Origin of the sequence: Candidatus Agathobaculum pullicola (assembly GCF_052117205.1) — a bacterium.
In the GTDB taxonomy this organism is placed as follows: domain Bacteria; phylum Bacillota; class Clostridia; order Oscillospirales; family Butyricicoccaceae; genus Agathobaculum; species Agathobaculum pullicola.
This window is the reverse complement of record NZ_JBQKJP010000010.1, coordinates 40,829-54,548: the sequence shown is the minus strand read 5'-3', so window position 1 is coordinate 54,548 and position 13,720 is coordinate 40,829. Positions and strand designations below refer to the sequence as shown.

The window sequence follows — 13,720 nt, the reverse complement described above, 5'->3', positions numbered from 1 at the left end:
TCGCCCGCTTTCCCGTTTTGCCGTCACACTGCGCCGCCTGCCATATAGCCCCGTTTGGCCCAATCGTAGGTATTATAAGCCGTAAACAGGTCGCGCTCGGCCGTGTTCACCGCATCCTGTTTTGCGGCCAAATCGTCCTGCGCTGTCAAATAGTCGAGCTGGGAGATCATGCCGCGCTCATATTGCAGTGCATCCACATCAAAATTTTTCTTCTCCATATCGTATGCGGCTTTGGCTTCGTCCAGCAGGCGTTTTTTGTCCTGCACATCCAGATAAAGCTGCCGGAAGGTGTTTTCCGCGCTCTCCTCAGCATATTCCAGATTGAGCTTTGCCGCCTCATAGGCATCGACGGTGGACGATTGACCGTCCTCGTACTGGTTTGACGCCTCGCGCGCCTGCTCCTGCGCCGACCAGATGGCATAGCTGTTGTCCAGCGCTTCCTTCAAATCCTCTTCATAATTCATATCCGACAACTGCGTATCCGTTACTGTGGGCAGCGCGGTCGGCTTGACCGTGGTCGCGGCTGTGTTGCCGCACAGCAGCGACAGCTGGTTTTCCGTTGTGGCCTGCATCAGTGTGAGTGTCTCGCGCTGCGCCGCCGTGGCGCGGCGCGTCTGACGCAGGTTATCCAGCGTCAGCTGGGAGACCATGCCTATCTCCGCCTGCTTTTCGACCACCGCAATCTGGCGGTCGAGGGCCGCCAAGTTCCGGTCGAGCGTTGCGATACCCTCCTGCGTGGTGATAATGCCGATATACGCGCTCTGCGCGCCTATAACAATCTGATTTGCCGTGTTATCCAGCTGTCTCTTGGTGCTGTCATACGTATCTTCCAGCTGATCCTCCGCTTCTTCCTGCGCTTGATCCAGTCCATCCAGCATCTTTTTCATGGTATCCATCCCGGATGCCGCCAACGCGCGCAGCTTGGTCGCCATCGCAATCTGCGCCCGTACAGTCGCATCCTGCGAGTCCCCCAGCGCATTAATAAACTCATTATAGGCATCGTACTCTGTCTTGTACTGGCCATATTGCGCCTGATACTGAAACTCCTGCTGCAAAAACTGCGCGTCCAGATTGGTGTTCTGGATACTTGCCAGCGTTTTCTGGAAGCCCTGAATGGTTGGATTGTTCGCCCGAACGGTTTTTTCCAGCCCGACAAAGCCGATTGCCTGCTCATCCTGTACCGGCGGCGCGGCATTGACACCGTCCCGCCCGAGCACATCCTGCACCGTGGAAACCGTTGCCCATATGCCGGCCCCTGCCACATCCAGCACGCCCACCGCGCCGGCTGGCACAACCGTCAGTACACAGAGTGCTCCGGCCAGCAAAGCGCCTGTTCGTATCCGTTTCATCTATTCTGTCGTCGTCTCCTTCCCTGTTCAGAGCAATTCACGCGTGATAATACTTGTATGAATATATTCCATTTGCTGCCGCGGCGGCTCTCCCGTGCGCAGCGTATGCGCCAGCATCTCGATTGCCCGCGTTGTCTGCGCAGAAAAATCCTGATCGATGATAAAATCCAGCCGCCCATCCTCCAGATACTGCCGTGCGTGGGGCGTCACATCGTGGCAAACCACATGGATGCGGCGCGCAGGCTTGGCGCGCTCAAGCGCATCCATGCAGCCGCGCACGGATTCGTTTGCCATATAGATGCCACGCAGACGAGGATTTTTCCGCAAATTCTGCAAAACACCGTCGTAGGTCAGTTCATACCGCTCTACGCTTTCAATCACATGCGCATTGACATCGCCGCCGAAAATCTCATAAATTCGGTCGAGAAAACCGCGCACACGCAATCCATGAGCGGTAAACTCCCGATTTCCCGTCACTACCAGCACCTCTGCGCCCGATATGTACGGCGCCAGCAGACCCGCAGCCACCCGTCCGGATTTGACCATATCCTGTCCGATATGATATAAACGGCGGCTTTGCCGCACATCCGAGTCACAGGTGACGACCTGAATCCCCGCCGTCACCAGCCGGTCAATCTCCTCGCTCATCGCAAGCGTATCCGGCGCGGTCACAATCAAACCGTCGATTCCCCGTCCCTCCAGTCGCTCGATTGCCTCAAAATACGAACGATGCGAACGGTTCTTCAGCTCTTCCACCAATACGTTTACGTCATTTAAACCGCGGTTATGCACCGCCACACGGATGCCCTCCCGCATGCGGCGAATGAAAAAGGCATCCCAGCTCGGCAAGATCACACCAATCCGGTAAGCACCCTGCCCTACCCGCGCCGCCTGCCGCTGCGACGGTGTTTTATAACCGTATTCATGAATCATTTTCTGCACACGCTCGCGCACCTCGGGCGCCACGTTCGGGCGTCCGTTTACCACCCGGTCAACCGTGCCGCGTGAAACGCCGCATTGCTCCGCTATCCACTGTGCAGTTACCTTCATTCATCCATTCCCCTTTACTTTGCCATTGCAACGGACAGTATGCAATATATATTTATATTAGCATAGCAACAGGCACGGCACAAGCAATTCCCGGCATTTTGCATACTTTTCCAATAAATACCCCTTTTCTGTGCAATTTCCTTTTACGCACAATGCAAAGATTTTTTGCACGCTTCGAGGCGCTTCTGCGCCGCCATTTTTCACCAGTCGCAGTTTCCAAAATCGGGCGGTGCGCCGAAATTCCGGCCATGCTCTTGATGCTCCTCTTCAAGGAGCCTATCATTATTTACCTCATATAAAAGGAGACATTTGAAATGGATATTTTGAAAATCGGCGTAGTCGGCTGCGGCAGATCCAATGCTGGATAAAGCGGCGCGCGCGAGTGGCTGGCAGAGCGCAAAATCACCAGCGTTTCCTCGAGCGTTACAATCAGGCGTTTATCGATCAGGTTATCGCGTTTGTTGATGCAATCAACAACAAGCCGGTTCCGGTTGGCGCTGTTGACGGTCTGCGCCCGGTTCTCATGGCTAAGGCTGCAACCAAGTCCTGCTACAACGGCGGTGTTTATGCAAAGGTTGAGGCGTAATTTCTCCCCTACATGGACGGGCACCCAAACACAACATATCCCCTCAGGCATTGCCTGAGGGGATTTTTTGCACAATCACAACGGATGCCACGCGATAGCGCGCATCAAATAGAAAACAGGCTGCTTTGGGCGGCCTGTTTTCAGCAAACGGCAGGACATACGCCTGCCGTTTGCTACAAGGGCGGACAAAAAATTTCGCCCGTCGGAACTTTTCCGCTTGAGACGCATCCGCGCTTTTGCGCGGTGCGTCCCCTTCCCGCGGATCTGTACGGTTCGCGCGCAACTTTAGTTAAAATAAACCAGTTCTTCCACAGGTTTTTCCGCCGGAATGACCTCGGAAGCGTGCAGCACCGGCCCTTCGCCGCGGTATTGCGGCAGCATCTCAACTGTGATGGACGCAGTCACCCGCACCCAGTCGCGCTGTTTGAGCTCCTTTGCGCCCGGCCAGCGGCAGAGGAAACCCAGAAAGCTGATGTCCTCCGCACAGCAGACCATGCCGAAGCGACCGGGAACAAACGACCCTTCCGGCACACCCTTTCCGACAAAAACCTGCGCCAGAAACCGCACGGTCTTGCCGTCATACTTGCCCGGGTCGCCCATCGCATCGATATACCACAGACCGTAATCGGCGGGCGCGATATCAATGATTTCCGCATCCACGTCGAATGGCAGCGGCATGCTGCGTGCATAGTCCTCCGAGTTGCCGTCCACATCATCCAGATAGATGGTCGCACGCGGATTCATCGCGCGGATATTCTTCTTGTAGAGCATCTCTTTGAGCGCATCCGTGCAGCGGTTGAACACCACCAGATCGGCGGTCGTGATGTGCTCGAACATCATCGGCCCCATATTGTTGGAATACAGTTCAAAAGTGGATGCGTCCACGGTTGTCACAATCTGATACAACTCCCATCGTGCAGGAAACGCAGCAATCAGATCGTCCAGCTTCCACATGCCGTTATACTCAATCAGGATGCGGTCAGGGTCATACTTCTGCTCCACCCGCTTGAGCCGGTTGGGCGTTAAGCCTGCGGCTGACTCGATCGGCACAAGCGCCGTACCCCAGTGCAGCAGTTCTTGCTCGTCATATTCCTCTATGCCCTCTTCACACATCAAAAGCGCGGTGCGCTCATTTTCCGTAAAATTCGGATCGGCAAGGATTTCCTTGATAAACTTCGTCTTGCCGCTTTCCAGAAAGCCGGTAAACACATAAACCGGAATCGGTTCCCTATTTGGCATACCGCTTTCCTCCTTAAGCAACGCCGAACAGCTCGGCAATACGCTCTTCGTCCAGCTCCGCGCCGATGACGCACAGACGGCCGGTATAATCAGCCGCACCGCGGCGAATTTCCGGTGCGCCGGGCACATAGTCAAAGTGCAGCCACTCACCGCCGTCCGCCGCGGGCACAATTCCCTTCGCGCGCAGCACCGTACCAAGTGACAGATCGCCCAGTGCGGTGAGCGCATGATTCAGTTGCTCTTCGGTGTACTTGTGCGGCGTTTCTGCACCCCAGGAGGTGAACACTTCGTCCGCGTCATGGTCATGACCGCAGCCGCAGTGATCGTGGTCATGGTGATGATGGTGCTCATGCTCGTGGCCATGGCAGCCACAGGTGCAGTCCGGGCCGTGATCATGATGGTGTTCATGCTCGTGGTCATGACCATGCTCATGCTCGTGATGGTGCTCATGGTCGTGCTCGTGATGGTGGTGGTGATGCCCATGCGACGGCTCGCGCGCGATTTCGTCGAGCACCTCCTGCACCAGATCGCGGCTGCCCTCCATCGTCTGGAGAAGCTGCATACCGGTCAGTTCCTTCCAAGGTGTGGTCACGATACGCGCATGCGCGTTCAGTCCGCGCAGCAGGCCAACGACCTCCTCCAGTCGCTTTGCCGGGCACTCCGCCGTGCGGGACAGCAAAATCGCACCTGCGTGCGCCACCTGATTTTCAAAGAACTCACCGAAGTTTTTCAGATACATCTTGGCTTTGAGTGCGTCAACCACTGTAACAAACGAATTGAGCTGCACATCCAGATGCGCGTTCTGCACCGCGCCGATGACATCGGACAGCTTGCCCACACCGGACGGCTCAATCAGGATGCGGTCAGGATGATACTGCTCGACTACGTCATGCAATGCCTTGCCGAAGTCGCCCACCAACGAGCAGCAAATGCAGCCCGCGTTCATTTCATTTACCACAATGCCGGAATCCTTGAGAAAACCGCCGTCAATACCGATTTCACCAAATTCGTTTTCAATCAGCACAACCTGCTCGCCTTTCAAGGCATCCGCCAGCAGACGCTTGATCAGCGTGGTCTTGCCGGCGCCCAGAAAACCCGAAATAATATCAATTTTCGTCATTTGTTTCGCCTCATTTTGAATTTTATTTCCAGATAAAAATAGTATACCACGTTTTCCGCAAAAAGGAAAGTTTTTCAGTTAGCATACGCTAATTCTTTTCCCCATACAAAAAGAAGGCTTTGCGAAAAGCCCTCTGTGGATCTATTTCATCCGACCGCATGCTAAGCCGTTATATTTGATCCCTTCGCAAACCGAATCCGGTCGCATCCTACCATTTCCGGACGCTGTGTATGATAATAAGCAGCGGCATCCTCTATGGGATGCCGCTGCCGCTGTACGTTTTTATCACTGTACCGGAATTTCTACGCCGCCGATCGTGAGCGAAACCACGTCCTCCAGCGGAATAATCTGACTGAAAATATCACCCTTCTGGCAAACGGTTTTTCCGCCCTGCGGTTTGATGCTGCCTCCCGCATAGGACATATCCAAACTGGTTCCATCCGCCTTGTTTATCAGAATTTGCACATCGTCAAAATACTTCTGCATCTGCGCGCTGTCATGGTCGGACTGCTTGCCAGACTGCGCGTTCTCGTCCCACTTCACCTCGCTGTCCACCGTGTAATCCACGCGCAGCGCAAGCGGAGACAGCGTGATCTCGTCGATGGTTGCAGTCATACCGTTCAGGCCAAAGTTCTGACCCGCCGGCAGATTGATTGAGGTATCCTCGAAATCCAGATTAAACTTGAACGACCAATCGCCTTCCGCAATCACGGTGCGGTTCATATCCTCGTCAAACACATACAGATCGCTGAATTTTGCCTGCACCGTGCGACCATGCACGTCGCCGTCGCTAAGCTCGCGCGTTTCCACATATTGAATGGACGGGTCGGTCGGGTCAGCATCGTAAAAATACGAGCCGCCGTGTGTGCCGCCGAAATACCCCATCAGCGTGGTATCCTCTTCGGCAAAATTCAGCGGCAGCAGGCCATCGCCCACTGTTTTGCTCAGGTCGATGTCAAATGCCTCGCCATCGTCCCGCACGATCGAATAGGTGATCGCATAGTGGTACTTGTCGCCGATGATGGCGTCCGCCGTGACGGTCACACCGTTATCCGTGTCGCTTGCGCCGATGGGACGGCCAATCCGGTCGATGATCTCGGTGTCAGCCGTCGGGCCGAACACACCGGAGAACGCTTCGCCCGCGGTCTTCAGCACACCTGACGCGCCCGCGCCGATGCCCAGCAGCAGCGCCGCCGCCACGCCGACCGCCGCCACGCGCGGCATGCGGAACTTGCGCACTCGCGTTTTTTCCTGCTTGGGCGCACTTTCGCCCGCCGCATCCAGCAGATTCTGCACCATGCGTGCCTTGGCCTCGTCCGAGAAGCGCAGGCCGTCCAACGCATCAGTATACTCTCTGTTATCATTATACGCTCTGTTCATATTCATTCCCTCCCAAAGTCATGCGCAGCTTTTGCCGTCCCCGGCTCAAGTGCGCGGTCACCGCGGATTCACTGCGGCCCAGCAGACCGGCAATCTCGCGGACGGAGTAGCCTTCGTAGTAATACAGGTAAACCGCTTCGCGGTAGTTTTCCGGCAGCGCCATCACCGCTTCCAGCACGTCGTTTTCCGGTGCGGCGGGCGCGGGTGCTTCCGCCACCGCTTCGAGCGCCACCGTGCGCCGCCGGAACGCGTTTCGCATCGCATCCTTGCAGGCGTTCGCGGTCGCGCGGATAATCCACGCCTTTTCGTGCGCCGGACTGTCAAAAACCTGTCCGCTGGTCAGCAGTTTGAGGAATACGGTCTGGCAGATGTCCTCCGCGTCCTGTGTATTTTTCAGATAGGTGTACGAAAGCCGCAGAATCAGGTCGGAATAGGTGTTCACCAACCGTTCGGCCTCGGCCCTGTCCAGTTGTATCATGGTTTCATCAACTCCTTTGGCGGCCGTCCGGCCGTGTCAGCAACGTCGCTTCACCTACAATACGAATGAGCGGCGCGTTTGCTGACAGTGGGAGGGAAAATTTTTTGCCAAAGCAAAAGGCAGCCCCCGAAGGGACTGTCTTTCAGTATAGCATAGTTTGTGGTTACGGAACAGAACGCGCATTCTGCGGTGCAAGGCCGCTCTCGAGCTGTCCCGACCGCTGCGCAGACAGCAGAAGACCGAGCAGCAGCATGGTCTGGCACAGATACATGCCGCCGTAGGACAGCAGCGGCAGACCGTAGGCTGCAATCAGGATGATGCCGCAGTTTTGCAGCACATACATGAGGGTTTGCAGCGCAAACGTCACCATCACGCCCATGCACACGCTACGCGCGAGCAGGCCGGTCTGCCGCCGCGCAATGCGGAAGCCCCAGACAAGCAGCAGCACCGCCGCCGCCAAAATCAGCAGCACCGCCGCCCAGCCCCAGCAATACTTCGCGGAAGCAAAGAGCAGATCTGTGGCGCCTTCATAGCGCATGAATGTCTCAAAGCCACCCTTTTCACAGTTCGGATATCGGATGCCGAACATGACATACTGGACAAGCGCGCCCAGCCAGCCTTGCGCCAATGCATCACGCTGCGGATGCAGCGCAGCTGCCAGCCTTTCCCGTATGTGCGTATAGGCATAGAGCTGAAACAGGAAGTACAACAGCATCGCCAGCACCGGCGACGCCGCGAGCGCTAGCTTGCCTATGCTACGCTGTCCGAACGCCCCGCGCCAGACCGCCGCCGCCAGCATGCCGCAGCTGACCAACGTCAGCACGATAAGCGCCGCCATCGAGGGCGCCGCCATCGCCAATACCCACATGGCGGGCAGCGACAGCAAACAGATGCAGACGCCTCGCGTCCCCTTGCCGCGCTGCCGGAACAGGATACCCGCGAACAGCACCGGAAAGAACCACACCCAGCACCCCAGATGATACAACTTGCCCATCGAGACCGGCCCTTGGGTCAGAAGCAGCCCACCCGCGACCCACGCGCCGTACAGCAGCCAGCAGCGCCGACCGAGGATGGTGTAGTCCACGAAATACGCTGCCAGCAGACAGACGACACCCGCCACATATTTTCCGAAAAACATGTACCATTCTAAATCATTATTCGGACGCATGTTGTATTGCAGTATCAGTCCCGCCGCGGCAATGATCAGCACAATGCCCAGCATCACCCAGTCCGGCTGCGGACGCCATGCACGGTCAAGCTGCGTACCGGTTTCGACTGCGTCGCCCATCTCTCGCGCAGTCGCCTGCGCGGCGGCTTCCTCATCCATACCTTCGTCCAAAAAGGCTTCATATTGGTCAGAAAGATGGTCAGCCAACTCCTTCGCCGCCATCGGACGCGCCCGCTTCCAGCGCATCTGGGCGGTCGCGCTGCTCACCCAGCCGCGCAGCAGTTCGGGCAGCGGCCTTACGCTGCGTCCCTCAGCGGCCGCGGTCAGCGCTGCCAGTTCCGCCGCATCCAGCGCCCGCTCTGCCGCGTCACGCTTGAGCAGATGCAGCAAATACCGCCGCACACCGTCAGGCAAACGCATGGTTTTCTCCCCCCTTTAGCACGCGCTCGACCGCGCCGGAAAACTGCCGCCATTCCTCGGTTTTTTCCGCCAGCCGCGTGCGCCCCGTATCGGTCAGATGGTAATACTTGCGCACCCGCGCGCCGTCCGCCGCACGCTCGTAACTCTGCACCAGTCCCTGCGTTTCCAGCGTGTGCAGCAGCGGATAGAGCGTACCCGCCTTGAGCGAAAACGTGTCGTCCGACCGCTCGCGCAGCCGCTCGATCATCTGATAACCGTACAGGTCATCCTCTTCGAGCAGACGCAGCACCAGCAGCGCCGTACTGCCCGCAAGCAGACTTTTGTCAATTGCCATTTTCTATCCCTCCTTATATCGGTGTTCGATATATAAATTATATATAGATAGCCGATATATGTCAAGCCTATCTGCGTCCAGTTTCCCCATTCTTCGCGCGTCTCCCGCTTGACAAACTAACATCGTTAGTTTATGCTGAAAACACAGAAAACTAATATCGTTAGTTTGGAGGGACATCGCATGGCAAGAAAGGGGCTCAGCCGCGATACCATTGTCGATGCGGCCGCGGCGCTGGCCGAGGAAAAAGGCATAGAAAACCTGACGCTGCGCGAGCTGGCAGACGCGCTGGATGTCAAACCGGCTTCTCTGTACAATCATTTGCAGGGCTTGCCCGAGCTGAACGTGCGGCTGGCTGAGTGCGCGCTTGACCGTCTGATGGACACGCTTGGGCAAGCGGTCGATATCCGGCCGGTTCCGGCTGCATTGCGCGCCCTTGCCGCGGCCTATCGCAGCTTTGCCCATGAGCAGCCCCAGCTGTACCGCGCAATGATGCTGCTGCCGCAGTTTTCCGACCCCGGTCTGGTGGCGCACAAGCAGGCGTTTATGGATTTGTTTGTGCGTATGCTTGCGCCGCTCGATCTGCCGGCGGAGGAGCGTGTGCATCTATCCCGACTGATCCGCAGTACCCTGCACGGCTATATTTCCATGGAAGCCGCTGGTTTTTTCCGCTCCCCGCTGGCAGCCGCGGATGAGAGTTTTGAACGCGTAACCGAATGGCTGTGCGAACAGATCGAACGAACGGAGGCGAACTACCATGGCCGAACAAACCACCAGTGAAGCGCAGGCGCGCCGCTTTCATCAGATGACCGAGTCTCCGCTCGAGCCGCTGATTTGCAAAATGGCCGTGCCGACCATCATCAGCATGCTCATCACTTCCATCTACAACATGGCTGACACCTTTTTCGTCGGCAAGCTGGGTACCAGCGCGACCGGCGCGGTAGGCGTGGTGTTCCCACTCATGGCGCTCATCCAGTCGATCGGCTTTTTCTTCGGGCAAGGCTCGGGCAGTTACATTTCACGCCAGCTTGGCGCGCAGCATCAGGAAGAGGCCGAGCGCATGGCGGCAACCGGCTTCTTTTCCGCGCTCATCACGGGTATTTTGATTCTGATTTTCGGCCTGCTGCTGCGCAGTCCGCTATGCCATCTGCTCGGCGCGACCGAAGCCATCTACCCGTATGCGCTTGCCTACATGCAAATCATTCTGTGCGGGGCGCCGTATATGATGGCTGCGCTTGTGCTCAATAACCAACTGCGTCAGCAGGGCAACGCGACCTACGCGATGGTTGGTCTGGTATCGGGCGGTGTGCTCAACATCGCGCTCGACCCACTGTTCATCTTTGCACTTGATTTGGGCATCAGCGGCGCGGCTTACGCGACCATTCTCAGCCAGCTCATCAGCTTTGTGCTGCTTCTGCTCGGTATTCGCCTGTCGCGCGGTGTGCAGATACGTCTACGGCAATTCTCCCCCAGTGTCAACCACTTCGCCGCGCTCGCGGGCGGCGGCCTGCCCAGCCTGTGCCGGCAGGGACTGGCTTCGGTAGCGGTTACCTTTCTCAACACCGCCGCGCGGCCTTACGGCGACGCCGCCATCGCGGCCATGAGCATTGTCTCCCGCGTCTCGCAATTTGCCGGGTCAGCCATGATTGGCTTCGGACAGGGCTTCCAGCCGGTCTGCGGCTACAACTACGGCGCGCGCAAATATGACCGCGTGCGGCGCGGCTTCTGGTTCTGCGTCAAGTCCTCGTTTCTGGTGCTGCTTGCGCTGGCCGTGCTGGGCTGGATTTTCGCGCCCCAGATTATCGCTGTTTTCCGCGCGGATGACCCCGATGTTATCCGCATCGGCACGCTGACGCTGCGGCTGCAATGCCTGTCCTTCCCGCTCATCGGCTGGGTGACCATGTGCAATATGCTGCTGCAAAACATTGCGCTGACCATGCGCGCCAGTCTGGTTGCCGCAGCGCGGCAGGGCCTGTTTTTCATCCCGCTGGCCATCGTACTGCCGGTGTTCCTCGCGCTTCTCGGCGTGCAGCTGTGTCAGCCGCTGAGCGACCTGTGCGCGTTTATTCTGTCCATTCTCGTCACCGTGCCAGTGCTGCGCGTTCTGGCCCGCGGCGAAAACCCCGCGCACAGCTGATGCTATAACTGCTTTTCTCGCGCCGCGGAATGTGCTATACTGTCTGTAACAACTTCAACAGAAAGCAGGCGTTTTATGGAAAGAACCTATATTATGCTCAAACCGGATGCTTTGCAGCGCGGCATCACAGGCGAAATCCTCACGCGCATCGAGCGCAAGGGCTACCGCATCACTCACATGAAAACCATGCAGCTGGACGAGGCCATCCTGCGCGAGCACTACGCGCACATCGTTGACCAGCCCTTTTTCCCGCCCACGGTCGAGTATATGACGAGCGGCCCGGTGCTGGCGATGGTTGTGGAGGGTGAAAACGTCATAGGGGGCATGCGCACCCTCATGGGCCCGACCAAGAATGAAAACGCAATGCCGGGTACCATCCGAGGCGACTTCGCCTGCTCGACGACCTATAACGTCATCCACGGCTCGGACTCCCCGGAGAACGCGGAAATCGAGATCCGCCGCTTTTTTGGCGAGATTTGACGAACAAGCAGCAAAAAGGACGTTTCCAAACGGAAACGTCCTTTTCTTTTACTCTGTCGCCTGCGCGTAGTAATCCGTATCCAGAATGGCATCGTTTATCTCCTGAAAACGGCGGGCATAAGCGTTCATTTCGGACACCTCCGCGTCCGTCATGCCGTTGTTCCACACAATCTGCCCGTTTTTTGCGTAAGCCGTATCGGTCATCCAGCCGCCGTTCGGAAAAATGACATACCCCTCGTAATTCGGGTCAAACGCATCCCGCCCCATCGTGTCGGACACTTCCAGTCCAAACAGATTGGCAAGCGTCGGCAGCAAATCGACGGTTTGCAGCGTCTTTGTTACAACCTGCGGTGTGCAGCCTTGATACCAGATAAAGCACGGCGTGCGCTCGAGCAGACGACCTCCCGCGGCCTCGGAGTACTCCTCCAGTACCTCACGGTCGGTCAAGCCGTAAGCATAGTGGTCGTCGTACACGCAAATCACCGTGTTTTCCAGCAGGCCGTCCTCCTCCAGCCGCTCGAGCAGATGCGCGAACATCTCGTCGGTCAGCCGCGCCTTGGCAAACAGACCGTTTATCTCATACGGACGGCTGTCATCCCTGTATTCGGGGAACTGCTCGAGCGCATAGGTGGTCAGCGCGTCTATTTCGTCGTAGCCAAGGTGTCCGCTGTAGGTGATGAGGAAATCCGCAAACGGCTGCTGCGCGGTCATCGCGCTGTAAAGTTCCTCGCAGTCGGCCAAAAACCTGTCGTCGCTCGCCTGTAACTCGTCCTGCGCATAATCCAGCGCGGAATGATACTGCTCATAGCCGAACGCCTGGTGCATGGCGCCGCGATTGTAAAATTTGGCTTCGCTCTTATGGAAGGAGTTGGCGGTATAGTCCACATGCGCCAGCAGATTGCCCAGCGCATATGGAAACGCGCTGCGGCTGAGCGAATATGCGACGTTTCCGTTGGCGTATGGATAAACGCCGGTCTGCGCGGCAAACTCGGTGTTAAAGGTGTAGCCGTTGGCATACTGCGGCGTGTAAAACTCCGCAAAATTGATGCCTTCGCGCTGCAATCGCGCGAGTGTCGGCGTGTTTGCATCGTTGAGCACAAAGTCGTCCACGCTCTCCAGCTGCACCAGAATCAGGTTTTTGCCCGAAAGCAGACCGGTCATTTGATTCTCCTCGTGCGCGGGCCGCTCATCGAAAAAAGCGTCAATCTGCGCGCGCTGTTCGACTGCATCCGCATTCGGCAGGACAGACAAATAAGCATCCCGTGCAACAAACTGATACGGCCCGGTCAGTGCGAGGTCATAGGCGGACGAGGAAAACCGCTCGTATTCATACCCGCTTGACTGCCATGAATCCCAGTCGAGCGTTTCGGGTACGGGCGCATACAGTCGAGGCGCGACAAACTGTGTCAGCACAAAGAACAGTGCCAGCACCGGACAGACCCGCCGCCGCGGTAAATCCTCGGGCAGCCGCCACACGCCCAACGTCCCCCACAGTATCAGCAAAGCGACCACCAATACAAAGCGCGCATCCATCAGCTGCCGGATATAGCCCGCAAAGCCCAGCCCCTCTCCCGCAAGCAGAAAATCCGACAGAAACAGAAATCGGTCGAATATGCGCCAGATACCGTACTGCACCACCGCGTACACCGCCCAAACGGCATAAATCAGCCCGTACAGTACCCGTCCGACCGCCCGCCGCCGCGGCAGCAGACACAGCGCCGCGAACAGCGCTCCAAAGCCGAGCGAAAACAGGTTTGGCGCGGCCGCATACAGCGGATACCATGCCGCGCCGCCCGTCGTGGCGCGCAAAGTAAGGTCAAGCAGCCAGAACGGCAGCACCGCACCCGCAGCGCTGCCGCCGAGCCGCAGCAGTTGTTTTTTGTCCATTCCAAAGCCGTCCTTCCGTCTTATCCTGACAGTATACGGCTTTTCGCGTCAAAATGCAACCCATTCCGGCGCAAACCTGTCCAAATACAAAAAGA

14 protein-coding genes are annotated in these 13,720 nt (G+C 57.3%); 4 read left to right on the top strand and 10 right to left on the bottom strand.

The genetic code is table 11. The features are described from left to right. Positions 1 to 23 precede the first annotated feature (23 nt). The 3 genes from ACTQ3V_RS05810 to ACTQ3V_RS05800 are packed head-to-tail and all read right to left on the bottom strand — an operon-like array spanning position 24 to position 2,649. Complete coding sequence (locus tag ACTQ3V_RS05810) at positions 24 to 1,349, bottom strand: TolC family protein (RefSeq protein WP_441466702.1); 1,326 nt, start codon at positions 1,347 to 1,349, stop codon at positions 24 to 26. Between the two features lie 27 nt (positions 1,350 to 1,376). Next, positions 1,377 to 2,399, bottom strand: coding sequence for a LacI family DNA-binding transcriptional regulator (locus ACTQ3V_RS05805; RefSeq protein WP_441466701.1), 1,023 nt, complete (start codon positions 2,397 to 2,399; stop codon positions 1,377 to 1,379). Positions 2,400 to 2,451: 52 nt separating this feature from the next. After that, positions 2,452 to 2,649: a hypothetical protein gene (locus ACTQ3V_RS05800; protein WP_441466700.1), complete on the bottom strand. Its 198-nt coding sequence runs from the start codon at positions 2,647 to 2,649 to the stop codon at positions 2,452 to 2,454. A 132-nt stretch (positions 2,650 to 2,781) separates the two neighbouring features. On the opposite strand from ACTQ3V_RS05800, the gene ACTQ3V_RS05795 reads away from it, so the two are divergent. Beyond that, positions 2,782 to 2,985, top strand: coding sequence for a hypothetical protein (locus ACTQ3V_RS05795; protein WP_441466699.1), 204 nt, complete (start codon positions 2,782 to 2,784; stop codon positions 2,983 to 2,985). 285 nt (positions 2,986 to 3,270) lie between these two features. On the opposite strand, the gene ACTQ3V_RS05790 is transcribed toward ACTQ3V_RS05795, so the two are convergent. The 6 genes from ACTQ3V_RS05790 to ACTQ3V_RS05765 form a co-directional block, all read right to left on the bottom strand. Continuing rightward, positions 3,271 to 4,224 carry a TIGR03943 family putative permease subunit gene (locus tag ACTQ3V_RS05790; RefSeq protein WP_441466698.1) on the bottom strand — a complete coding sequence of 318 codons (954 nt, stop codon included), beginning with the start codon at positions 4,222 to 4,224 and terminating at the stop codon, positions 3,271 to 3,273. A 13-nt stretch (positions 4,225 to 4,237) separates the two neighbouring features. Next, positions 4,238 to 5,344: a CobW family GTP-binding protein gene (locus tag ACTQ3V_RS05785; protein ID WP_441466697.1), complete on the bottom strand. Its 1,107-nt coding sequence runs from the start codon at positions 5,342 to 5,344 to the stop codon at positions 4,238 to 4,240. A 285-nt stretch (positions 5,345 to 5,629) separates the two neighbouring features. Further along, positions 5,630 to 6,724 (bottom strand): DUF4179 domain-containing protein, encoded by a 1,095-nt coding sequence (locus ACTQ3V_RS05780; protein ID WP_441466696.1) that lies wholly within the window; start codon positions 6,722 to 6,724, stop codon positions 5,630 to 5,632. After that, a complete protein-coding gene (locus ACTQ3V_RS05775) occupies positions 6,708 to 7,202 on the bottom strand; it encodes an RNA polymerase sigma factor (protein ID WP_441466695.1) in 495 nt (164 codons plus the stop codon). The genes ACTQ3V_RS05780 and ACTQ3V_RS05775 overlap by 17 nt, the downstream gene beginning before the upstream one ends. 163 nt (positions 7,203 to 7,365) lie before the next feature. Then, complete coding sequence (locus ACTQ3V_RS05770) at positions 7,366 to 8,790, bottom strand: permease prefix domain 1-containing protein (protein ID WP_441466694.1); 1,425 nt, start codon at positions 8,788 to 8,790, stop codon at positions 7,366 to 7,368. Beyond that, positions 8,777 to 9,124 (bottom strand): PadR family transcriptional regulator, encoded by a 348-nt coding sequence (locus tag ACTQ3V_RS05765; RefSeq protein ID WP_441466693.1) that lies wholly within the window; start codon positions 9,122 to 9,124, stop codon positions 8,777 to 8,779. The genes ACTQ3V_RS05770 and ACTQ3V_RS05765 overlap by 14 nt, the downstream gene beginning before the upstream one ends. 180 nt (positions 9,125 to 9,304) lie before the next feature. Here ACTQ3V_RS05765 and ACTQ3V_RS05760 point away from each other — a divergent pair, with 180 nt between their 5' ends. The 3 genes from ACTQ3V_RS05760 to ndk all read left to right on the top strand — a co-directional run bounded on the left by ACTQ3V_RS05760 (position 9,305) and on the right by ndk (position 11,738). Further along, complete coding sequence (locus tag ACTQ3V_RS05760) at positions 9,305 to 9,901, top strand: TetR/AcrR family transcriptional regulator (protein WP_441466692.1); 597 nt, start codon at positions 9,305 to 9,307, stop codon at positions 9,899 to 9,901. Then, complete coding sequence (locus tag ACTQ3V_RS05755) at positions 9,879 to 11,258, top strand: MATE family efflux transporter (RefSeq protein WP_441466691.1); 1,380 nt, start codon at positions 9,879 to 9,881, stop codon at positions 11,256 to 11,258. The genes ACTQ3V_RS05760 and ACTQ3V_RS05755 overlap by 23 nt, the downstream gene beginning before the upstream one ends. Before the next feature lie 75 nt (positions 11,259 to 11,333). Continuing rightward, positions 11,334 to 11,738, top strand: a complete 405-nt coding sequence (gene ndk, locus ACTQ3V_RS05750; RefSeq protein WP_441466690.1) for a nucleoside-diphosphate kinase — start codon at positions 11,334 to 11,336, stop codon at positions 11,736 to 11,738. A 48-nt stretch (positions 11,739 to 11,786) separates the two neighbouring features. Here ndk and ACTQ3V_RS05745 read toward each other — a convergent pair whose 3' ends face one another. Next, complete coding sequence (locus tag ACTQ3V_RS05745; protein ID WP_441466689.1) at positions 11,787 to 13,625, bottom strand: LTA synthase family protein; 1,839 nt, start codon at positions 13,623 to 13,625, stop codon at positions 11,787 to 11,789. Between the last annotated feature and the right edge of the window lie 95 nt (positions 13,626 to 13,720).